18 protein-coding genes, 2 tRNA genes and 1 pseudogene are annotated in these 22940 nt (G+C 34.9%); 16 read left to right on the plus strand and 5 right to left on the minus strand.

Annotation, left to right across the window (positions count from 1 at the left end; all coding sequences use genetic code 11):
* Nucleotide 1: 1 nt before the first annotated feature.
* Both AB4865_RS10255 and mtaB read left to right on the plus strand, forming a co-directional pair.
* Nucleotides 2-3208, plus strand: coding sequence for a hypothetical protein (locus AB4865_RS10255; protein ID WP_372473201.1), 3207 nt, complete (start codon nt 2-4; stop codon nt 3206-3208).
* Nucleotides 3209-3349: 141 nt separating this feature from the next.
* Nucleotides 3350-4669: a tRNA (N(6)-L-threonylcarbamoyladenosine(37)-C(2))-methylthiotransferase MtaB gene (mtaB, locus tag AB4865_RS10260; RefSeq protein ID WP_372473202.1), complete on the plus strand. Its 1320-nt coding sequence runs from the start codon at nt 3350-3352 to the stop codon at nt 4667-4669.
* Nucleotides 4670-4705: 36 nt separating this feature from the next.
* On the opposite strand, the gene AB4865_RS10265 is transcribed toward mtaB, so the two are convergent.
* The gene (locus AB4865_RS10265; protein ID WP_372473203.1) at nt 4706-5560 is read right to left on the minus strand and encodes a mechanosensitive ion channel family protein; all 855 of its coding nucleotides are present in this window, start codon (nt 5558-5560) and stop codon (nt 4706-4708) included.
* 126 nt (nt 5561-5686) lie between these two features.
* Between AB4865_RS10265 and AB4865_RS10270 the strand changes: the two genes are divergently transcribed.
* A complete protein-coding gene (locus tag AB4865_RS10270) occupies nt 5687-7174 on the plus strand; it encodes a sodium:solute symporter (protein WP_372473204.1) in 1488 nt (495 codons plus the stop codon).
* Between the two features lie 42 nt (nt 7175-7216).
* On the opposite strand, the gene AB4865_RS10275 is transcribed toward AB4865_RS10270, so the two are convergent.
* Nucleotides 7217-8434, minus strand: coding sequence for a folylpolyglutamate synthase/dihydrofolate synthase family protein (locus tag AB4865_RS10275; protein ID WP_372473205.1), 1218 nt, complete (start codon nt 8432-8434; stop codon nt 7217-7219).
* Nucleotides 8435-8755: 321 nt separating this feature from the next.
* Here AB4865_RS10275 and AB4865_RS10280 point away from each other — a divergent pair, with 321 nt between their 5' ends.
* The 13 genes and pseudogenes from AB4865_RS10280 (at nt 8756) to AB4865_RS10340 (ending at nt 20565) form a co-directional block, all read left to right on the plus strand.
* Entirely contained in the window at nt 8756-9232 is a 477-nt protein-coding gene (locus AB4865_RS10280) for a TonB-dependent receptor plug domain-containing protein (RefSeq protein ID WP_372473206.1), read from the plus strand.
* On the plus strand, nt 9217-10956 hold the full coding sequence (locus tag AB4865_RS10285; protein ID WP_372473207.1) for a TonB-dependent receptor family protein: 1740 nt from the start codon (nt 9217-9219) through the stop codon (nt 10954-10956). Before AB4865_RS10280 ends, AB4865_RS10285 begins: the two co-directional genes overlap by 16 nt.
* 128 nt (nt 10957-11084) lie before the next feature.
* A complete protein-coding gene (locus tag AB4865_RS10290) occupies nt 11085-11456 on the plus strand; it encodes a diacylglycerol kinase (protein ID WP_372473208.1) in 372 nt (123 codons plus the stop codon).
* Nucleotides 11457-11462: 6 nt separating this feature from the next.
* Nucleotides 11463-13889, plus strand: coding sequence for a DNA translocase FtsK 4TM domain-containing protein (locus tag AB4865_RS10295; RefSeq protein WP_372473209.1), 2427 nt, complete (start codon nt 11463-11465; stop codon nt 13887-13889).
* Between the two features lie 10 nt (nt 13890-13899).
* Nucleotides 13900-14514 (plus strand): outer membrane lipoprotein carrier protein LolA, encoded by a 615-nt coding sequence (locus AB4865_RS10300; RefSeq protein WP_372473210.1) that lies wholly within the window; start codon nt 13900-13902, stop codon nt 14512-14514.
* 205 nt (nt 14515-14719) lie between these two features.
* Nucleotides 14720-16156 carry an LptF/LptG family permease gene (locus AB4865_RS10305; RefSeq protein WP_372473211.1) on the plus strand — a complete coding sequence of 479 codons (1437 nt, stop codon included), beginning with the start codon at nt 14720-14722 and terminating at the stop codon, nt 16154-16156.
* Nucleotides 16149-17288: a 3,4-dihydroxy-2-butanone-4-phosphate synthase gene (gene ribB, locus AB4865_RS10310; RefSeq protein WP_372473212.1), complete on the plus strand. Its 1140-nt coding sequence runs from the start codon at nt 16149-16151 to the stop codon at nt 17286-17288. Before AB4865_RS10305 ends, ribB begins: the two co-directional genes overlap by 8 nt.
* Nucleotides 17289-17481: 193 nt before the next feature.
* Nucleotides 17482-17566: transfer RNA gene (locus AB4865_RS10315), tRNA-Ser, on the plus strand.
* 13 nt (nt 17567-17579) lie between these two features.
* Nucleotides 17580-17660 (plus strand) — tRNA-Tyr (locus tag AB4865_RS10320).
* 146 nt (nt 17661-17806) lie between these two features.
* A complete protein-coding gene (gene rplS / locus AB4865_RS10325; RefSeq protein WP_372473213.1) occupies nt 17807-18163 on the plus strand; it encodes a 50S ribosomal protein L19 in 357 nt (118 codons plus the stop codon).
* 133 nt (nt 18164-18296) lie between these two features.
* Nucleotides 18297-19628 carry a Na+/H+ antiporter NhaA gene (nhaA, locus tag AB4865_RS10330; RefSeq protein ID WP_372473214.1) on the plus strand — a complete coding sequence of 444 codons (1332 nt, stop codon included), beginning with the start codon at nt 18297-18299 and terminating at the stop codon, nt 19626-19628.
* 68 nt (nt 19629-19696) lie between these two features.
* Nucleotides 19697-20239 (plus strand): annotated as a pseudogene (gene dcm / locus AB4865_RS10335) (DNA (cytosine-5-)-methyltransferase); the annotation flags it as partial.
* A gap of 131 nt (nt 20240-20370) precedes the next feature.
* Nucleotides 20371-20565 carry a DNA cytosine methyltransferase gene (locus AB4865_RS10340; protein WP_372473215.1) on the plus strand — a complete coding sequence of 65 codons (195 nt, stop codon included), beginning with the start codon at nt 20371-20373 and terminating at the stop codon, nt 20563-20565.
* A gap of 94 nt (nt 20566-20659) precedes the next feature.
* Here AB4865_RS10340 and AB4865_RS10345 read toward each other — a convergent pair whose 3' ends face one another.
* From AB4865_RS10345 to AB4865_RS10355, 3 genes are read right to left on the minus strand one after another with little or no spacing between them, the layout of a single operon-like run.
* Complete coding sequence (locus AB4865_RS10345) at nt 20660-21988, minus strand: hypothetical protein (protein ID WP_372473216.1); 1329 nt, start codon at nt 21986-21988, stop codon at nt 20660-20662.
* An 18-nt stretch (nt 21989-22006) separates the two neighbouring features.
* Nucleotides 22007-22276, minus strand: coding sequence for a hypothetical protein (locus AB4865_RS10350; protein ID WP_372473217.1), 270 nt, complete (start codon nt 22274-22276; stop codon nt 22007-22009).
* Nucleotides 22277-22282: 6 nt separating this feature from the next.
* Nucleotides 22283-22873 carry a hypothetical protein gene (locus AB4865_RS10355; protein ID WP_372473218.1) on the minus strand — a complete coding sequence of 197 codons (591 nt, stop codon included), beginning with the start codon at nt 22871-22873 and terminating at the stop codon, nt 22283-22285.
* Between the last annotated feature and the right edge of the window lie 67 nt (nt 22874-22940).

Consider the following 22940-nt stretch of genomic DNA (forward strand, 5'->3'; position numbering starts at 1 on the left):
TATGAAAAAATACATTTTATTTTTAGCCTTAGGGTTCTTAGTGCAAATAGGTTTTGCACAAAAAGACCCAAATAGTTTTGTCAATAGGCAGTATGCCGAACAAGCACACGCTATTTTTGGAAAACTGGAACGAGACCGTATCCCTTATGGTCTTTTAGATGATTATGCCTTTCCTTTCACAGACTTAAAGGCATACAATGGTACTCTAACTGATAGTACCAAAATCGATGTCAATGTATATGGCGAAATCTACAAAACATTACATGCAGCTCGAATGACTCCTCAAACGGGTAATGATTTTATGGATTTTGAGGAATTAGCTACTAAATGGGCTACCTATCGAATGAATAATAATACAGATGAAAATGATGTTACTTTGATTCTGTCTGGTTTGTACTACAAATACGCAAGTATTGACAGTAATTCCATCATAAACGGAAAGCTAAATGTCGAAAACAATGAATTGCACGATGTCTATGTAAATGGAGTATGGCAAAATCCTTATAAAGTACATGAAACAGTTGCAATTGCACCTCCTGTTTCTGTAATCAATTCGCTAAACTTTAGCGTATTACTGCCTTCAGAATTGTTTTTGTCGAATGCAAAACACAATAAAATAGTGAATATTTCAGCTGATTTTGATAACAATAATGGTTATCAGCCTATTGCATTTAACCAGAAAATAAATGTACATTATCAAAATGCAGGAACCTATAATTGGAAGTTTAAATTAGAAAAACAAAATGGAGGATTTTTATTTATTCAAATCCCTATCATCATTAAAAATCCAATTTTCTCGTTTCCAACAAATGGAAAAAACAATGTGCTTATCAGCCATACCAATCACAATGCTATATTGAGGATAGATTACGCACCAAGCAGTAACAATAAAATAATGAAACCACTCATAGTAGTAGAAGGTTTTGACGCAGAAAGTGTTTTGTATCCCGAAACAATAGGAGGCAGTGTTACTTTAAAAGATTTTTTTAAATCTATTCAAACAGTACAAAACAGTCAATTAAATAACTTATTAGATGGAAATACCCAACAATACGACATCATTTATGTAGATTGGAAAAATGGTGTGGGTGACATCAGAGAAAATGCCGAAACCCTTATCAAAGTCATCGAGTGGGTAAACCAAGAAAAGGTTGCAAATGGTAGTCTAGCAAAGAATGTGGTATTGGGGCAAAGTATGGGAGGATTGGTTGCCACATATGCCTTGAGTAAAATGGAAAAAACACCTGGCAAAAATCATGATACTTCCTTGTTTATCGCTCACGATTCTCCGTTTCAAGGGGCGAATACTCCTGTGAGTACTCAGTTTTTATTTCGTCATCTAAGCGATGTTTATTTTAGTAACCCATTAGCAGTTGCTGCTGGTGAAATGATATTGCCTTTTATTCAAAATTTATCTTCACTAATGGGAAGTAATTTTTTATCACAATATGTTTCTCCAAATACGATTTTAGGAATACAAGATACACCTGCTGCATTGCAAATGACAAAGTATCATATAACACCAAATAATCAAGTAACAGATATTCATTTCAGCACTTGGAGAAATCAATTTGAAGCAATGGAATATCCTCAACAAACACGAAATGTAGCCATTAGTAATGGTAATATGTGTGCAGAACCTCAAGAGGTAAATGCTGGAGAACAAATGTTTTTAATAAGTGAAACTCTGAGTACTAAAAATGGTCTTAAAGAATTTTTATACCATTTAGGAGCATCTCTTTGGGGAATTACGAGCAGAAATTATGAATTAGGAATAGTTGCTTTAATTCCAGGCAAAGCAAAGATTGATTATGTAGTTGATTTAAGAGCTATACCAGAACAATCTCAAAATAATCGATTGGTTTATAGAGGAAAAACACGTTACCATGTAAAGCTATTCGATTTAGGTTTTTGGACTCCGACTATTTCAACAGATGTTGTTCCGTTAAGAGAAAAATCAGCCCCCACTTTTACGTACCCTTTAGAAACTTTTTCAGGAGGAGTTAACAGTTTGAAAAGTGTTGTTGATGGAGTAAATTTCATTAATTTTCCAGATTATTATTTCAAAAAACCTCGTTATGGTTTTATTCCAGTTGCAAGTGCTTTAGATATTAGAAGATCAAATGGAAATCTAACTGTTAATGATTTTAAAACTCCTTATTATCATCCTGTGCTAAGCGATGCAAATCTTTCTACTCCATTTGATAATTTTGTTACAGAAAAAACTGTAGGAAATAATGCGAATTTTGGTCATATTTCTTTTAGTTTGAAAAATAGTAACTGGTTAGCAACTGAACTTTTGGCAAATGCAAATTCGACTAATAATTTTCCTGAAAACTGTTCATTTTTGTGTGAGGCTAATGAAATTTTTGGTAATAACAGAGTGTGTTCTTTTATAAACTACACCTATTCTATACCTACACCACCAGCAGATGCTACCATTCATTGGACAGTAGACGGAATGGAAATAGTTTCTGGACAAGGTACACCACAAGTAGTTATTAATACTTTAAATATTTCAGGCACAAAGAAAATCAAAGTAACCATTACATCTCAAGAATGTGGCGTTGTAACTCTACAAAAAAATGTGAGAATTGGCGTACCAACAATGTTTGGAGACATCGAAGGAAATAATACAATTACCGTTTACAATAATATAAACATAAATACCCCTCTGACATATACTGCACCATCAGCAATAGGAGCTACCTATTATGAATGGATATTACCTGGAAATTTTGAAATAGTGCAAAGTTTTGGTAGCCATTCAACTACACCACAAAACTGGCAACTATTGGCATCTACTCAAAATAGTAACCAAATACAAGTAAAATCGCCTCATCAAGGGCAAGGACAGATAAAAGTAAGAGCTTGTAATGATTGTGGATGTACAGCATATACCTCATTAAATGTAAATCATGTTTATAAAAATCTTCCTCCAGGTTTTGAAATTATTGCCAATCCTGTAGAAGACGGAATACTTGGTATTTCTTGGAACAACAATATTGGAACCCCTCCAGTTTTCTACAACAATGAAACGACTGTTTCTATTTTTGATTTACAAACAAGATTGGTACATCAGTTTCAAATGAATAATCAAGGAGGAACAACTAATGTTCAACATTTATCAAACGGTTTTTACAAAGTACATATAGATTTGCAAAATGGAAGTCATCAAACGTTAAATTTAGAAATGTCAAATAATTAATCTTTACTAATCAAGAGGTGGAAATTAAATTCCGCTTCTTGTTTTGTTTTAAGAAAAATTAAATCTATCTACAAATTCAATTTCCCCTAATATTCGTATCTTTGCACGTTAAACGTTTTATTTGACCTATTTCATCACACCATGGAAAATAGAAAAAAAGTAGCCTTTTACACCTTGGGATGTAAATTGAATTTTTCGGAAACTTCTACCATCGCTCGCAGTTTTTCTGACGAAGTTTTTGACCGTGTAGATTTTGAAGATGCCGCTGATATTTATGTCATCAACACTTGTTCGGTAACGGAAAACGCCGATAAACAGTTTAAACAAATCGTGCGAAAAGCTCTAAAAACCAACGAAAAAGCTTTTGTGGCTGCTGTTGGATGCTACGCTCAACTCAAACCTGAAGAATTGGCAGCTGTTGACGGTGTAGATTTGGTATTGGGGGCTACGGAAAAGTTTAAAATTACCGACTATATCAACGACCTTTCGAAAAATGACATGGGTGAAGTGCATTCTTGCGAAATCGAAGAGGCTGATTTTTATGTAGGTAGCTATTCTATCGGCGATCGTACGCGTGCTTTTTTGAAAGTGCAAGATGGTTGTGATTACAAATGTACTTATTGTACTATCCCATTGGCTCGTGGTATTTCTCGCTCTGATACGATGGAAAATGTAATGAAAAACGCTGCTGAGATTTCCGCTAAGGGCATCAAAGAAATCGTTTTGACTGGTGTAAATGTGGGCGACTATGGAAAAGGTGAATTTGGAAATAAAAAACACGAACACACTTTTTTTGATTTGATACAAAACCTCGATACTATCCCTGGTATCGAACGATTGCGTATTTCATCTATCGAACCCAATCTTTTAAAAAACGAAACTATCGACTTCGTAGCTCAATCACGTACTTTTGTACCGCATTTTCACATACCCTTGCAATCAGGGTCAAATGAAATTTTAAAGAAAATGAAACGCCGCTATTTGCGTGAATTGTACGCTGATAGAGTTTCTAAAATCCGTGAAGTGATGCCCAATGCTTGTATTGGTGTAGATGTAATCGTAGGTTTTCCTGGCGAAACAGACGAATTGTTTTTGGAAACCTACAATTTTCTAAACGAGCTAGACATCTCATATCTTCATGTATTTACCTATTCAGAAAGAGACAATACCGAAGCCATACAAATGGACGGTGTGATTCCTAATAATGTACGTGCAAAACGCAGTAAAATGTTGCGAGGATTATCGGTAAAAAAACGCAGAGCCTTTTACGAAAGTCAATTAAACAGCTCACATACTGTATTATTTGAAGGAGAAAACAAAGAAGGATACATCCACGGATTTACTGAAAACTATGTAAAAGTAAAAACTCCTTGGAATCCAGAATTAGTAAACACACTACACAAAATCAAACTGACTACCATAGACCAAGATGGTATTGTACGCTTTGAATATGAATCATAAACAAAAAAGACGTTTCTATCGAAACGTCTTTTTTGTTTATTTATTAATAATGTGAATATCTCGTTGTGGATACGGAATATTAATCCCCTCTTTATCAAGAGCTACTTTAATTTTTTCTTTTAATTCAAAGTACATTTTCCAATAATCCTCCCTCAATGCCCAACATCTCACATTTAGATTTATCGCACTATCTGCCAATTCGCTTACAAACACAATCGGCGGATCATCTCTCAACACCTTATCATTTTGCAAAACAGTTTCTATAATGACCTCTTTGGCAACTTTTATATTAGATTCGTATCCGATTCCAATAATAAAATCCATACGTCTTCTCGAAATTTTTGTAAAATTTTGAATAACAGAGTTTGCTAAACTACCATTGGGACTATATACTTTGATACCTTCCAAAGTTGTCAATGTAGTATAAAGCAAATCGATTTTTTCAACTGTACCACTGGTACCTGAGTTGTTTTCGATATAATCACCAACTTCAAACGGTCGAAACAATAAAATCAAAACCCCTCCCGCAAAATTGGAAAGTGAACCTTGTAATGCCAACCCCGTCGCCAAGACAATACCTGACAACGCTCCCAAAATGGCGGACGTTTGCAATCCCAAATTTTGCACCACCAACAAAAGCAATACTGCATACAAGACAAACTTTAATACAGATAATAAAAATCCTCTCAAAGAAGCATCAACATTTCTTGCCTCCAATCGCTGCTTGATAAAACGCATCAAAATACGGATGATAAACAACCCTACAAACAAGGCAATCAAGGCTCCAATAATCGATGGAATAGAATTGACTAACTTTATCGACAAAACCTCAACATACTTTGACATTTCACCAAATTGATTTGAAAAACCTTCTTTTAACTCTTCGTTCATTGTGTACTCTTTTATTTTGTATGCGAAAATAAACATATCTTTTCAAAAATCTACCAATCTTCTATTTTTATTGTCATTATTCAACATAGTTTAACTATTTTTGCATTTCTTTAAAAAATAATCAACATGAGTGCTACCGTCATTTTATCAATATTTATCATTTACTTTTTAGTTTTGATATCTATTTCGCATTTCATAGGGAAAAAAGATAGCAGTAATCAAGCGTTTTTTTCTGCCAATCGCAATTCTAAATGGTATTTGGTTGCCTTTGGAATGATTGGGACTGCTCTATCGGGGGTTACGTTTATTTCTGTACCGGGAGAAGTAGGAGCTGCCGCAGGAAATCAATTCAAGTATTTTCAGTTTGTACTGGGAAATGCCGTTGGGTTTATCATTACCGCAACCGTTTTGTTGCCGTTGTATTACAGATTACAACTAACTTCGATTTATGAGTTTTTTGAAAATCGAATGGGAAATCACACTTATAAAACGGCTTCGGGAATCTTTTTGATTAGTCGTAGTATTGGGTCTGCCTTTCGTTTGTATTTGGTAGTGATTGTATTGCAACGTTTTGTTTTTGACGAACTCCATGTACCCTTTGTAGCGACTGTGGCAGTTTCGCTTGCTCTCATTTATGCCTATACGTACAAAGCTGGTTTGAAAACCATCGTCATCACAGACACTCTTCAGACGTTTTTTATAGTAGCCTCTGTCGTTTTCACAATTATCTTTGTGAGTAATCAGCTAAATTTTTCATTGGTAGAAGCCTTTGAAAAGGTAAAAAACAGTGGATATAGCAAAATCTTTTTCTGGGAAGATTTTATAGAAAATAAATTTCACTTTTCAAAACAGTTTATTGGTGGTATATTCATCACAATTGCTACCAATGGGTTGGATCAGGATATCATGCAAAAGAGTTTGAGCTGTTCAAATATCAAAGATGCTCAAAAAAACATGTTTAGTTTTACAACTATTTTTGTCATTATCAATTTGTTGTTTTTGGGTGTTGGTGCCTTGTTGTATTTGTATGCCGAACAACAAAATATTGGTATCCCAACAGATGCTATGGGAAATATACGTACAGATTTGTTATTTCCTTATATTGCATTCAATGATTTTTCGTTTTTTCCTGCGTTGATTTTCCTTTTAGGATTGATCGCAGCAACTTTTGCAACCACTGATTCTGCCATTACTGCACTGACGACATCGTTTTGTGTAGATTTTTTAGGAATGCAAAAAAGAAAAGACGAAAACAATGCAAAAGACATACGTACAAGAAAACTCATTCACTTGGCATTTTGCTTTGTATTATTTGCCATTATAGTGATTTTCAATAGCATCAATGATGCCTCTGTAGTAAGTATGATTTTCAAGGTAGCCTCATATACTTACGGACCATTATTGGGATTATTTGCCTTTGGGATATTTGTAAAAAACAGACAAGTAATTGACAAAATCGTTCCTTTTATATGCATTGCGGCTCCATTGATTTGTCTTTGGATTAGCTACAATTCACAATCTTTGACGGGATATGCCTTTGACAACGAAATCATCGTCATCAACGGATTGGTTACTTTCATCGGTTTGTATCTGATTTCAAAACCAAAACAATAAAAATATCGCCTCATAGGTTCAATTCTACGAGGCGATATTATTTTAAACTATTTCCGCAACAACAAAGGTGCTACCACCTACATAAATCATATCGTTGACAGTCGCATATTTTTTGGCAATTTCCAAGGCTTGAGCGATACTTTCAAAAGCGTGTACTTCCCTACCCTTTTCCTTTAATTTATGATACAAAATCTGAGCTTCCAATCCACGAGGTACATTGGGTTTTGAAACCAAATATATTGCATCCTGAGGAAACAAATCGATGATTTTGTCCACATCTTTGTCATTGACCATTCCTATAACAATGTACAATTTTTCGTAGATCTGTTCCAAAATCTGAGGAATTACTTCTTTCAATCCGTGTTCGTTGTGAGCAGTATCTGCAATAATCAAAGGTCGCTCGTTGAGCTGGTGCCATCTCCCTAATAGCCCTGTCAAAGCTACTACTTTTTGCAAAGCAGTCTGAATGTGTTGCTCTGTAATGTTAAAATGCTTTTTCAACAATTCGACTGCAACTCTTGCTGTTTGGATATTGTGTTTTTGATAATTTCCTTTCAAATCTGAAGTGTAATTTTCATCAAATTTGACAGTATCAGCAAAAACAATCGTTGTTTCTACTTCATTAGCTTTTTTTCTAAAAACATCTTCTGTTTGAGGGTCAGAAACACCGATTACGGCAGGAACATTTGCTTTGATAATCCCAGCTTTTTCAGTAGCAATTTCCTCTATCGTTTCACCCAAAATCGCTTGATGGTCTTTTCCAATATTGGTAATTACCGACACCAATGGAGTAATGATATTAGTAGAATCCAATCTTCCACCCAATCCCACTTCGATAACCGCAACGTCCACATGTTCTTTAGCAAAATAGTCAAAAGCCAAACCAACAGTCATTTCAAAAAAGCTCAACTTTTGGGCAACCATAAATGATTGATGTTTCTCTACAAAATCAACAACAAATTGCTCAGAAATTGGTATCCCATTGATTTTTATTCGTTCGCGGTAATCTTTCAAATGTGGAGACGTATATAATCCTACTTTGTATCCAGCTTCTTGCAAAATAGCTGCAATCATAGACGAAGTTGAACCTTTACCATTGGTTCCGCCTATGTGTATGCTCTTGAATTTTTCTTGTGGATGATCTAAATATGCTGCAAATGCCCAAGAATTATCCATTTTTTTTGTATGAGCATTCATTCCAATTGATTGATAAATAGGCAATTGTAAAAACATCCATTGTACCGTTTCTGTATAATTCATTTTTTGATGTAAGCTAATAGTTTTTTTATTTTAGCAAATGTAAAAATTTCCTACAAACATTTTATCAAAAATTGTATTTCGGACGTTTGACTGTATAATAAACTGTAATTTATTTATACTAAAACTAATTCTCTTTCAATATATTAAATTTATTTAGTAAAAATAATTTTATATTATTTAGAATAATTAAAATAATATAGTTACTTTTGCCAAAATTTTTGTTAGAAACCTATAGTTCTTTCACATAAATCTAACAAATAAACACAATATATAAGTAAAAATAAATTTTAATTAAAAACTTTTATTAAATAAGAAGATAAAATGAAAAACAAGTACATTTTAGGACTTATGCTCATGGGAGCAATTGCTGCAAATGCACAAACACAAGAAAAAGAGGAAAAAAATCATGAAGAATTGGAAGAAATTGTGATTTATTCGCAATTTATCTTTCCTGAAAAAGACATGAATGAAAAGGCTTCATCAAACTTTTACATCAATACAAAAGAATTGAGAAAATACAATTACACGGATCCAAATCGTGTTTTGATGGGAAAAAATGGTATATCTGTAATCGAAGAGGACGGTTTTGGTTTGCGTCCGAACATCATTTTGAGAGGTGCATCGTCATATCGTAGTTCATCTATCAACTTGATGGAAGATGGAATCTTGGCTGCTCCAGCTCCATATCTGGCTCCAGCAGCGTATTACTTCCCAACAATGGGTAGAATGGCGGGAGTGGAAGTGCTAAAAAGTAGTGGTCAAATCCTTTACGGCGAAATACTGTGGGAGGAAGCGTAAATTTGATTTCTACTCAAGTTCCTAACTCTTTTGGAGGAACAATCAACCTTGGATATGGTAGTTTTGATACAAAAAACTTGTTAGTAAATGTTGGTGATCGTATTGGAAAATTTGGATACTTGGTAGAGTATTTCAATGGTTCGTCTGCTGGCTTTAAAACATTGCCTGGGAATAAAAACACAGGATTTAACACCAACGACGGAGTAATCAAATTATTGTACGACAATTCGGATGCTGAAATTCCAAACAAATTGCAGTTCAAATTGCAAACTTCTTCGCAATTGGACAACGAAACTTATTTAGGTCTTACAAAAGAAGACTTCAACAAAGATCCGTACCAACGCTACATCGCTTCAGAATTGGATTATATGAAAAACCATCATAGACAATATGTGTTGTCGTACGAAATCAAACCTGCGGAAAAATTGTCTTTGAACTTGGATGTGTACCACAACGACTTTAAACGTAACTGGCACAAATTAAACGACATAAAAGTAGAAGACGGAGACAAAATCGGATTGAGCAAATTGCTAACTTATGACAATGCTACCGACGAAATTGCCGTTTTGAAAGGTGAATATGAAGGAAAAAACACATTGTATATCCGCAACAACAACCGTTTGTACTATTCGCAAGGTATCCAGTTGAATGGTAATTACCAATTGACAGACAACGGTAAATTGCGTTTTGGTACACGCTATCACAGAGAGGAAGAAGACCGTTTCCAATGGGACGACACCTACTCTACTAAAGCCTTGGGAATATCATTGAACAAAAAAGGTGAAGGAGGAAGTCATTCAAACAGAATTTCAAATGCAAACGCATCAGCATCGTATGTACAATACCAACACACTTTAGACAAATGGGTATTGACAGGAGGATTGAGATACGAAAATATTTCGATGAAACAGAAAGACTTTGGAAAAACAGACCCAAAGCGTACGGGTGCTAATGCCAAAGAAAAATCACACAAAGTAGATGTAATCATTCCTGGATTTTCGGCATTGTACAACTATAGTGACGAAGGTTCAGTGTTTGCAAGTATCCACAAAGGTTTTGCACCTCCGGGAATCAACGAAGGACAAAAAGCAGAAAGTAGCTGGAATTACGAATTGGGTACTCGTTACAAAAACGAATTTTGGGATGCTGAGGCAAGTGCTTATATCAACAATTACAGCAATATTTTGGGTGCTGATACCAATGCAGTTGGAGGAAATACAGGTCAAGGAGATTTGTTCAACGCAGGAGAAGTGCTGGTAAAAGGAATCGAATTGTATGGAAAATACACCATCAATGGTAAAAACAGCGAAATCAATTTCCCTATCAGTGTAAATTATACATATTTTGATTCGTCATTCAAAAAAGACTTTAATTCAACCACTTACGGAAATACATTAAAAGGTGATGCCTTGCCATTTATTCCAAAACACATGTTAACAGTAGAGGCAACAGCAAACTACAAAGACTTTACTTTTGGAACTATCTGGCGATACAGAGGAGATGTGAGAAACAAAGTAGGACAAGGAGCAATAGCAGAAAAAGATTTGGTGCCAAGTGTATTGTTGGTTGACGCTGTAGCGAGATACCAAGTTTCGTCAAAAGCCAACTTCTTTGTTACTGCACAAAACTTGTTGGACAAAAAATACTTAGCATCACTCAACCCTGCAGGATACAGACCAGGAATGCCATTCTTTGTGTCAGTTGGTACAAATGTTAAGTTTTAATTTGAAGTAATTTTGCAGACAAAAGACCATTTGATTTTCTCAAATGGTCTTTTTTTATTTATCAACATGTATTCAAAATATCAAACAATTTTACTAATTTTGTTGTTTCAATTTTTTAGTAAAAATTCATGCAATCCAAAGACGGTTTTTTTATTGGTAGAATAAAAAGCATCAAGTATGCTTTCAAAGGTTTTTTTATCTTGATTACCACCGAACATAGCGTCAGAGCACAGTTTTTTGTGTTGCTGGCTTGTGTGGGATTGGGAATCTATCTACAAATTTCTCCTTATGAATGGATGGCAAAAATCCTTGCCTTTGGGTTGATTTTTACTGCCGAAAGCCTTAATACCGCTATCGAAGAAATTGCAAATTTTATTCATCCTGAATATCACAAACACATCGGAAAAATCAAAGACATTGCAGCGGGTGCCGTTACCTTTGCTGCATTGACCACTTTTATCGTATTGTGTTTTATCTATTTACCAAAATTTTTCGCTTAATCAATTATGAGTAATAAAAAATCTACAGATAAAAAAACAACTCCATCTACTGAAAAAGTAAACAACAAAAAACGCATACTTTTTAGCATTAGTGCTATCTGTATGCTCACCTCTATTGCTTTTTTGCTGAGTTTTACTTCGTATTTCTTTACAGGAGAATATGACCAAACTACTATTGATTCATTCAATGACCGTGAGGTTACTACCGAAAATTGGTTAGGCAAAATCGGTGCCTATCTATCACATACTTTTATCTTTAAAGGGTTTGGAATCGCCTCATTTCTTTTTGTGAAAATATTCGCAGCCTTTGGTTTTTGGTTTGCTGATAAAATGAGTACTTCTAAATTGCGTGCCTGGTTGTTTTGGGATTTATTTGCTTTATTTACTTTGACAATTTCTTTGGGTACTTTTGGAAAAAATTATCCTTATTTAGGCGGAGTTACTGGTCATGAAATATATTTGTTTTTGGAACATTACATTGGAAAAATCGGAACACTGTTCTTAGTAATGTTTTTAGTAGTATTTTTCTTGGTTTTCAGAATCAAACTTTCACCAGCAAAATTTACATCCATTGTAGATAGTAGCAAAGAAAAAATCAATCAGACAATTGCTACATCAAAAGAAATCTTCAAAGAAAGTCAAGAGAGGATGGTAAAAGAAGGTGAAATTGTTGCAGAAAAACCATCTACTACTCCTCAAAAAGTTGAACAACCATTTATTGTTGATACTCCAGCTTTTGACCAAGTAGAATTTGCACCAATAGAAACAAAAGTAGAAGAAAAAGAACCAATATCTACTTCAATTTCTATCGAAAATACTTCAGTTGAAAACACTACTCCAATCATAGAAACAGACGATTTCATTGTAGAACAAGCAGTGGAAGAACCTGTTATTGAAGAAAATTTGGCTGCAAAATTGGTTGAAGATTTTGGAGAATTTGACCCTACTTTGGATTTGGCCAACTTCAAATTTCCTACACCAGAATTGTTAATAGAACATTCCTCAGGAGGAATTACCATCAACCAAGCCGAATTGGAAGAAAATAAAAACCAAATCGTAAAAACACTCAACAACTACAAAATCGGAATTGATAAAATCAAAGCAACGGTAGGACCTACTGTAACGCTGTATGAAATCATACCGGAAGCAGGAGTTCGTATTTCCAAAATAAAGAGTTTGGAAGACGATATCGCCTTGTCATTGGCTGCATTGGGTATCCGTATCATTGCTCCTATTCCTGGAAAAGGTACGATTGGTATCGAGGTACCTAATACGCAACCTACTGTTGTATCTATGCGTAGTTTGATTACTTCACCAAAATTCCAAAATGCCGAAATGGAATTGCCTATCGCATTAGGTAAAACCATTTCCAACGAAACTTTTGTAGTGGATTTAGCAAAAATGCCTCACTTGTTGATGGCGGGTGCTACGGGACAAGGTAAATCTGTCGGATTGAATGCTGTATTAACTTCGCTTTTGTACAAAAAACATCCAGCGGAAGTAAAATTCGTTTTGGTTGACCCGAAAAAAGTAGAATTGACCTTGTTTAACAAAATCGAACGACACTATTTGGCAAAATTACCAGATACCGAAGATGCGATCATCACCGACAATACAAAGGTAATCAACACTTTGAACTCATTATGTATCGAAATGGACAACCGTTATTCTTTGTTGAAAGACGCTATGGTTCGTAACATCAAAGAATACAACCAAAAATTCAAACAGAGAAAGCTCAACCCAAACAATGGACATAGATTTTTGCCATACATCGTATTGGTAGTCGATGAGTTTGCCGACTTGATTATGACCGCAGGAAAAGAAGTAGAAACTCCAATCGCACGATTGGCACAGTTGGCTCGTGCAATTGGTATTCACTTGATTATCGCTACGCAAAGACCATCGGTAAATGTAATAACGGGTATCATCAAAGCCAATTTCCCTGCGAGAATAGCGTTTAGAGTATCTTCAAAAATCGACTCAAGAACTATTTTGGATGGACCAGGTGCTGACCAATTGATAGGTCGTGGAGACTTGCTTTACACTCAAGGAAACGATATGATTCGTGTGCAATGTGCCTTTGTTGACACACCAGAAGTAGAAAAAATCACAGAGTTTATTGGTTCGCAAAAGGCATACTCAGATGCATATTTATTACCAGAATATGTAGGAGAAGAGAGTGGCACAGCTCTTGATATTGATATATCCGAACGCGACAGTCTATTCAGAGAAGCAGCCGAAATCGTTGTAACTAATCAGCAAGGTTCGGCTTCGCTCTTGCAACGAAAACTAAAATTGGGCTACAACCGTGCCGGTCGATTGATTGATCAATTAGAAGCAGCAGGAATTGTAGGACCTTTTGAAGGAAGTAAAGCAAGAACTGTAAACTTTACAGATTTGACGAGTTTGCAGAGTTTTTTAGATAATGAATAACACAACAACTATGAAAAAAATCATCTTATTATTTGCATTATTAGCGACAACAACCCTTTCATTTGCTCAAAACAATGCTAAAAAATTATTGGACGAGGCAATCGAAACCATCAAAAAACAACCAAAATTTTCGGCAAATTTTTCAGTTTCTATCAATGGGAAAAATCACAACGGTTCACTCGATGTGGACAATCAGAAATATGTTATCAAATTGATGGGAATTACGCAATTGTACGACGGAAACAAAACCTATCATATTAGCCCATCAGATGAAGAAGTAACTATTTCAAAAAGCAAAGCAGCAAGTGATTACAATTTGGCAAATCTCTTGACCATGTATCAAAAAGGGTTTACCTATACAATGGATACTAAAAAAACGGAAAACAAACGCAATATTCAATACATAAAACTCGTTCCAACGGATAAAAACAACGCCTTTAAAGAAATTGTTTTAGGTATTGATACACAAAATAAACAGTTGTACAAAAAAACAGATGTGTTGAAAAATGGAACTAAAACTACTTTAACCATTCAATCGTTTAATGTTTATCCAAAATTTTCAAAAACACATTTTACATTCAACAAATCGGCTTATAGCAGTTATTTCTTTAATGAAATAGATTGATTTGTGAGTAATTAGAAAGCAGTAAAGAGTAAATAGAAATTAAAGAGGGAGATTTTTCTCCCTTTAAACATACATTACATAAATGAACAAAGACATCATCACGCATACTGAATGGATTGAAAATTGGCATTCAAACAAAATTATGTTTCTTTAAGGGCATTAAACATCACCTCCTATGTTTTATTAATTAATAAAATGTTTCCTTGTGAAAATCATAGATAAATACATTTTAAAAACATTCACCAAAATTTTCTTATCGGTCTTTGGCATCCTGTATTTCATTTTTATTTTACAGGCGGTATGGTTGTTTGTCGGTGAATTTGCAGGAAAGGATTTGGACGGTTGGATCATCGTACAATTCCTTTTTTACTATTCTCCCAATATGATTCCAATGGTATTGCCATTGACGGTACTTTTGGCTTCTATCATGAGTTTTGGAGAACTCTCAGAACATTATGAATTTGCCGCAATGAAATCAGCTGGTGTTTCACTTCAAAGAGCTTTAAGACCATTGTTTTTTATGATGATAGGTCTTAGTATTCTTTCATTTTGGTTTACTAATAATGTAGCTCCGAGGGCAGAATTCAAATCTCAAAACATCAAACAAGAAATCATTCATACCAAACCTGCCATGGCTATTACTGCAGGTCTTTTCAACGATGTGGGTAATATGAACATTCGCGTGGAAAAGAAAACCGGCGATAGAGGACAATACCTCGATCAAGTAACCATGCATCTCAAAAACGATAATGGTATGACCAACTCTACCGTTATCAAAGCAGACAGTGGAGTGATTACAACCTACGAAAACATTCAGCTTTTGAAATTGAAATTGCTCAATGGTACCTATTATGAAGATGTAAAGGAGAAATCATATTCTAACAGGATTTATCCTCATGCAAAAGCAACTTTTGACACTTATACCATCAATGTGGACTTGTCAAAACTAAACAACAAGCAAGAATTGGAAGAAATTAACAATACTGCAAAAATGATGAATATCAACCAATTAGTAAAAACAATTGATTCTTTAAAAATTGAAAAATCAAATGAAGAAGAATCTTTTATTGTAAACAATAATTCGATGTTGTTTAGAAAATATTCAAAACGAGAAATTGTAGAAGTACAAGATACACTTTCTAATCGATTGGATTTATACAAACCAAGAGAAAAAGCAAATATTTTACGAAATGCACTTTCAACCACTGAAAGTATGTTTTCCTCTTTGCAAAACAATACAGTATATACCGACGAATTGCAAAAAAACATCAACAGACATTGGATTATTTTCAACGAAAAATTTGTCATAGCTTTTTCTTGCATTCTTATGTTTTTTATCGGAGCACCTTTAGGAGCTATTATTAGAAAAGGTGGTGTGGGATTGCCTATGATTTTAGCTATTTTGATTTTTATCATTTTCCATTTCATCAATACCTTTGGAAGAAAAGTAGCTCAAGAAAATGGAATGAATCCCTTCTTAGGAGCGTGGCTTTCTACATTAATTTTGTTACCTTTGGCGTTTTTTAACACCTATAAAGCAGCAAAAGATAGAGGAATCAACAGTTTGGACAACACCCTCTACCCTGTTACACAATTTATCAAAAAACACATTAAGAAATTAAAAAAACAAAAAGATGTCTGAAATAAAATTAAATACCATAGAAGAAGCCATTGAAGATATTCGCAATGGGAAAATCATCATCGTAGTGGACGACGAAGACCGTGAAAATGAAGGAGATTTTGTAGCTGCAGCTGAAAAAGTTACTCCAGAAATGATCAATTTTATGGCAACGCACGGACGCGGATTGATTTGTGCTCCACTCACGCAAAAACGCTGCGAAGAGTTGGACTTGCAACCTATGGTTCACAACAATACAGTATTGCACCAAACAGCTTTTACAGTTTCTATCGACTTGATTGGTCATGGGTGTACAACGGGAATTTCTACTTACGACCGAGCAAAAACCATCGAGGCATTGACCAAAGACGAAACCAAACCAGAAGATTTGGGTCGCCCTGGGCACATTTTCCCTTTGATTGCCAAAGAAGGAGGCGTATTGCGTAGAACAGGACACACCGAAGCATCGGTGGATTTGGCTCGTTTAGCAGGTTTAAACCCAGCGGGAATTTTGGTTGAAATTCTAAACGAAGATGGTACAATGGCTCGCTTGCCACAATTGGTGGAAGTGGCTAAAAAATTTGATATGAAATTGATTTCTATCGAGGATTTGGTAGCCTACCGAATGAAACACGACAGTTTGATTCAAAAGAAATTGGATTTTGACATTCAGACAAAATTTGGCTTATACCGATTAAAAGCCTATCAACAAATTGATAATCAACAGATGCACATTGCTCTAACCAAGGGAACATGGAATACAGGCGAATCGGTTTTGACTCGTATCAGCTCAACGAATGCCAACAACGACATTTTAGATTTATTGGCAAATCAATCTGCGGATGAAAAATTAAACGCAATGTTTAGTGCCATTGAAAACGAAGGCAGAGGAGCGATTGTTTTCATCAATCAAGAAAATCCAACCATTGGATTGCTCAAACGCTTAGAAGAATTGAAAAATCTACAAGTAGAACAACCAAATGAAATCATTGCACCACCAAAAGTGGCAATAGACAGTAAAGATTTTGGAATTGGGGCACAGATTTTACACGAATTGAATATTTCTAAAATCAAATTGATGACTAATTCTTGGCAAAGCAAACGCGTAGGAATCGTAGGTTACGGTTTGGAAATTACGGAATATGTAAAATATTAACGTATATCTGTTCTAATTGCATTTTACTCTAAAAAATGTTTTCTTTTATTCAAAAATTCGCAATTGAAATTCAATAGTTTAAAAAATAATTCGATTTTTTATTAAAAATTATTTGGAAGATTAAAAAAAGTATTATACTTTTGCACCACGATAATTCAGAAAGGCATTTGCTAAGTAAGATATCATATCGACTGGAGAAATGGCAGAGTGGTCGAATGCGGCGGTCTTGAAAACCGTTGACTGTAACAGGTCCGGGGGTTCGAATCCCTCTTTCTCCGCAAAAAATAGGCTGGGGAGATACTCAAGCGGCCAACGAGGACGGACTGTAAATCCGTTGGGAAACCTTCGCAGGTTCGAATCCTGCTCTCCCCACAAAACTGTTGAAAATATTCAACAGTTTTTTTTTATATAAACATTTGTCAAAAATATTTTTTTTATTATTTTTGCAAAATATTTGAATCAACCTCTGGCGAGGTACGTGTATGTTGGTTCGAGGTTAATTAATAAATTTTTATAAAATGTCTTTAGATTTAGTAAAATTCGTACAAGACGAATTTGTAACAAAAAAAGATTTCCCTGAATTCAAATCAGGAGACACAATCACTGTGTATTACGAAATTAAAGAGGGTGACAAAACTAGAACTCAGTTCTTTAAAGGTGTTGTTATCCAAAGAAGAGGAGCTGGAACTTCTGAAACATTTACAATTCGTAAAATGTCAGGAAACGTAGGTGTAGAGCGTATCTTCCCTATCAACATGCCAGCTTTACAAAAAATTGAAGTTAACCAAAGAGGTAAAGTTCGTAGAGCGAGAATCTTCTACTTTAGAGAACTTACTGGTAAAAAAGCTAAAATCAAAGAATTACGTCGTAAATAATCATTTGATTTTTCAATCTAAAAACTGCTTGCGTTCATTTACAAGCAGTTTTTTTTTATAGTATTACTCTCTCTTTATTTCTTTGGTCTTTTCGATTATAAAAATTATCTTTGCACATATTAAAATAATATATATGGAATCATTATACAAACCTAGTCCGGTTGAAAAATTTTTATTAAAACCCGTAAACTCATTCATCAGCAAATCTACAACTGGTGGAATAGTATTATTTGTAGCAGCTGTAATTGCTATCTTTTTTGCAAATTCGCCGTGGGCTGATGCATATCATCATTTATGGCACCATGAAATAGGAATTAATTTTGACGGAAACGAATTAAAAATGAGTTTACATCATTGGATCAATGATGGTCTGATGGCTATTTTCTTTTTCGTTGTAGGTTTAGAACTCAAAAGAGAATTGACTAATGGAGAATTGGCTTCTCCTAAAAAAGCGATGCTTCCTATTATCGCAGCCATTGGAGGAATGGTATTTCCTGCTATGATTTACCTTGCATTCAACGGAGGAACCGATGCTTCTCACGGTTGGGGTATCCCTATGGCTACAGACATTGCATTTGCATTAGGCGTAATGTATTTATTAGGAGATAAAGTACCATTGCCATTAAAGGTTTTCTTGACGGCTTTAGCCATTGTAGATGATTTAGGAGCCGTATTGGTTATTGCATTATTTTATACTTCAGAATTAAACCTTACTTTCTTATCAATCGGTATTGCATTGTTTATATTATTACTGATATGCAACAAGTTAGGATTCAAAAGCCCTGTTTTTTACGGAATCATAGGTATCGGTGGAATCTGGTTGTGCTTTTTACTTTCGGGTGTACACGCAACCATTGCAGCAGTATTAGCAGCATTTGCAATTCCAGCCAATGCACGTGTAAACGAAAAATATTTCAACTATAAATTTACTGAGTTGAAAAACAAATTTATGGCAATTGACCCTTCCGATAAAAATCCAGAATTGACAGGAGAGCAGATTCATCTTATAGAAGAAATGAATGTTCTCACAAAAGATGCATTACCTCCTTCACATCGATTAGAACATGGTATGCACCATTTGGTAAGTTTTGTAGTAATGCCTGTTTTTGCATTATGCAACGCAGCCATCAAAATAGATTTCAGCAACGGATTGAGTGTAATCACTATCGGTGTAGCCTTAGGACTTTTATTAGGAAAAGTATTAGGAGTGTTTGGTTTGGTAGCTTTGATTTTAAAATTGAGATGGATACCAAAACCAGAAGGAATGACTATGTCAAACCTTTTAGGTGTAGGATTTTTAGCCTCAATTGGATTTACAATGTCGTTATTCGTAACCGAATTGGCATTTGATGCTAAATTACATCCAGATTTCCCAGAAGAAGCTAAAATGGGTATTATCATTGCATCTGCAATCGGAGGTTTGTTAGGTTTCTTAATCCTAAAAATGTCAGGGAAAAAGAAGTAATTTTTGTAAACTGCAAAAAAACTATTTGACTTCCCTGCTCTTTTACTTCGGCATAGGACAAATACGCAGCCAAAATTTATTTTCAAAATTATGGCATTCGTCCGCAAAGAGATATTATTAAAATTGACGAAAAAGGAATTCCTACTCACGATATTTTGTGTGGAAGATTTCCGTATCAGACATTTTCGATTGCAGGAAAAAGAGGCGGTTTTGAAGATACAAGAGAAACGCTTTTTTTTGATATTGTACAAATTATAAATCACCATCAGCCAAAAGTTTTATTTTTAGAAAATGTAAAAAAATTAATGTCGCACGATGATGGAAATACCCTAAAAATAACCGTAGATTTTTTGCAGGAGTTGAACTATTTGGTAAATTATGCGATTCTAAATTCGAGCGATTTTGGCTTGCCTCAAAACAGAAAACGCATTTATTTTGTGGCGTTTCACAATAGTTTAGACAGTTCGGTTTTTCATTTTCCAAACGCTTTAAATATCCCGATTTCGCTTCAAGATATTTTAGAAAAAATCCTACCGATGCCAAAAACATCGAGCAAGAAGATATGGAGATTTACAAAAATTTTCAGCATCAGAACGACCTTTTTGGAGTAGCAGAAAAGCCCAATAAACCTATCCAAATAGGAAAGTAAACAAAGGCGGACAGGGCGAACGGATTTATCATCCTTCGGGTCAATCCATTACACTTTCTGGCTATGGCGGTGATTTAGGAGCCAAAATCAAGATTGTATCTCATCGACGTAAAAGTACGAAAACTCTCACCAAGAGAATGTGCTAGACTACAAAGATTTTCCAAAGAATTTATCATCAATCCATCGCAAACACAAGCCTACAAACTGTTTGGCAACACTATTTCTATCAATGTTTTAAAAGAAATTTCTAAGGAAATAATCAAAGACAAATTAATTTTAATCTTTTGATCTTAAAAGATGATTTTATATTAGAAGAAATTAGAAAACATTCTTATTCAAAAAAATATATAGACAATTTAAATGCGATTTTATAAAAAATGAACTATACCATCAAGTTAAAATCACAATCCGTAGCCTCATCACGAAAAGCATCTCGTTCGCTATCAGGAAACTGACGCAAAAACTCATTTTGTCCCTCTGGGTCATCTTTAAGACCTTCCAACTCGTTGCGTAAAAACGAAACCGCACCAATATCCACCATATTACCCACATCATTTTTAGTAGGCTTTTTAGGGTCGTCCACAATAGAAAAACCATACACATCAAAAAAACCCTCCAAAGAATATTTAGCAGGAATAAAAATACGATACAACCCACTTTTTGTCTGTCCATTGTTATTACGTTGGTTCACATCGCTATCCTTCCAAATATTCAAAAACTCCTTACCTCCCTTTTTCATAGCATTCACAGTACTCACCACCATAGCCTTACCCACAATACTACTACCAATACGGTGCGAAGTCTTTACAATATTCCAATATTGGTCAAAAGGAACTTCCTTTGGGTACTTTCCAGCCTCGTCCAAGAGCGACAAGAAAATCCTATCACCGTCCATAGCGTTTATTTCCGTATTATGCCATTTGATAGTCGTTTCCAAACCAACACTCTCTCGCACCTTTTCACCAATCTTTCGTTTACGAGACTGTTCCGTAAACACCAATTCCGTTTTAGGAGTTGTATTACCGTCTGTTTCAGGCTTAAAATAAGGAGACAATCGTTTAAACGAACGCACCAATCTCGCAAAAATCTTTCTCGCATCTGTACCCTTTTTAGACACAATACCCAACTCCTTATTCTCGTGAATCGTCCCCAAATTCAGCAACTCACTATTACCCAAAGCACTCGCCCCAAAACGGCGATTCTTTACATAATCCATACCATAGCAACGAAAATCAGCCTTACAAGCCTCCCAAAAAAGCATCAACTCATTTTGAATAATACGAAACCTCGGAAAATCGCTCTCCTCTCGATAATTCTGTAAAAAAAACCAATAACTCGGAGCAAGATACACCAATTCGTTTCTACAATACATCCACCTACCATGCTCACGATAATAAAACTGCTCCTCAATAAACGGAAAAAACTTAGGCAAAGTCCAATTATCCGAAGACATACCCTCAGGCAACAACTGTCGCTTCCAAACCTGCTTATGCGTAGGCAACCCATAATTCAAAACTTTGTCATCTGCAGGAGCTTCAGGCAGACCAATTTTTAAACCCATTACCTCCCACACACTACCAAGCGTACCATCTTTAGAAATAATCACAGTATCAATATCAGCATTGTACCCATAAGACCAAAGATTTAGAGTATTTCGAGCCTTACGCAACTGCTCATCAATCTCAACCCTTTTACCCAAATAATAAAACATACTTTGTACTTAATTTAGTTACTTCTTAGAAAACTTCTTCAACAAATCTGTAGGATTTACCTCCCTATCATCAGGCACAGTTCCATTGATTTCATGCTCCAAAACCTCAATCTGACTCGTATAATATTTCGTATCATCTGTAGCAATACGTTTCGCCTTTAGCACATTGTGCAATTTATCATCACTCAAATCAGGGTCAATATCCCTCTCCATAATCTCAAAACATTGCTCAATCAACAATTTCATTTTGTCAATCAACTCCAATTTTATTTTTTTAGAAAAATCCATAAAAAACTATTTTTCGTACACAGCAAAAACATCTCTATTCCTTAGGTGAAACACCTCTTTACCATTCATAAAAATTGGCAACAATTGTCCAGTATTACACAACACCTTATCACCTTTTTGCACATCACAATCAATCAACTCATCATTCAAAACCTCCAAAAAATACTCTTTTTTAGGCTTCTCCCAAACAATATTTACAAGATTAGAAGTTCCCCCTTCGGAAGTTAGGGAGCTTGTAACAACCAAATTATCCCTATACCCTCTCCACTCATCACTCGCATTTCGTCTGTACAAATAAATCATACTCGCAGGTATCTTGTACAACCCCCTATCCTTATCAATCGTATAGTTGTTTTCAATCACCCCACTATCCGAAATAAAACGCAAAAAAGTAGAATAATCAATAAACACCTCATAACCTACCTGTATTTCATCTTCAATATCAAGCAAAGGCAAAGCCACCACTTTTGCAATTTGGTTAGCCAATCGGTTTTGTAAATGTCGCTTATCTCCAAAAAGCACCAAACCACCAACCGTAGTAAAACATTCGTTAAACTCATGCGAAGACTCAATAATAAAATGATAATTACTCCTCATATTAAATAAATTTTATTTTACACAAATTTAACAAAAATGTTAAAAAAAAATCGGAATACAATATTCC

The sequence above is a fragment of the Capnocytophaga sp. ARDL2 genome (genome assembly GCF_041530365.1).
Lineage (GTDB): Bacteria > Bacteroidota > Bacteroidia > Flavobacteriales > Flavobacteriaceae > Flavobacterium.

Coding starts and splice junctions, on each gene's coding strand:
- AB4865_RS10355 (WP_372473218.1), bottom strand. CDS start 22,873: ATGAGGAGTAATTATCATTTTATTATTGAGTCTTCGCATGAGTTTAAC.
- rplS (WP_372473213.1), top strand. CDS start 17,807: ATGTCTTTAGATTTAGTAAAATTCGTACAAGACGAATTTGTAACAAAA.
- AB4865_RS10280 (WP_372473206.1), top strand. CDS start 8,756: ATGAAAAACAAGTACATTTTAGGACTTATGCTCATGGGAGCAATTGCT.
- AB4865_RS10275 (WP_372473205.1), bottom strand. CDS start 8,434: ATGAATTATACAGAAACGGTACAATGGATGTTTTTACAATTGCCTATT.
- AB4865_RS10290 (WP_372473208.1), top strand. CDS start 11,085: ATGCAATCCAAAGACGGTTTTTTTATTGGTAGAATAAAAAGCATCAAG.
- AB4865_RS10345 (WP_372473216.1), bottom strand. CDS start 21,988: ATGTTTTATTATTTGGGTAAAAGGGTTGAGATTGATGAGCAGTTGCGT.
- AB4865_RS10295 (WP_372473209.1), top strand. CDS start 11,463: ATGAGTAATAAAAAATCTACAGATAAAAAAACAACTCCATCTACTGAA.
- AB4865_RS10265 (WP_372473203.1), bottom strand. CDS start 5,560: ATGAACGAAGAGTTAAAAGAAGGTTTTTCAAATCAATTTGGTGAAATG.
- AB4865_RS10255 (WP_372473201.1), top strand. CDS start 2: ATGAAAAAATACATTTTATTTTTAGCCTTAGGGTTCTTAGTGCAAATA.
- nhaA (WP_372473214.1), top strand. CDS start 18,297: ATGGAATCATTATACAAACCTAGTCCGGTTGAAAAATTTTTATTAAAA.
- mtaB (WP_372473202.1), top strand. CDS start 3,350: ATGGAAAATAGAAAAAAAGTAGCCTTTTACACCTTGGGATGTAAATTG.
- ribB (WP_372473212.1), top strand. CDS start 16,149: ATGTCTGAAATAAAATTAAATACCATAGAAGAAGCCATTGAAGATATT.
- AB4865_RS10300 (WP_372473210.1), top strand. CDS start 13,900: ATGAAAAAAATCATCTTATTATTTGCATTATTAGCGACAACAACCCTT.
- AB4865_RS10270 (WP_372473204.1), top strand. CDS start 5,687: ATGAGTGCTACCGTCATTTTATCAATATTTATCATTTACTTTTTAGTT.
- AB4865_RS10350 (WP_372473217.1), bottom strand. CDS start 22,276: ATGGATTTTTCTAAAAAAATAAAATTGGAGTTGATTGACAAAATGAAA.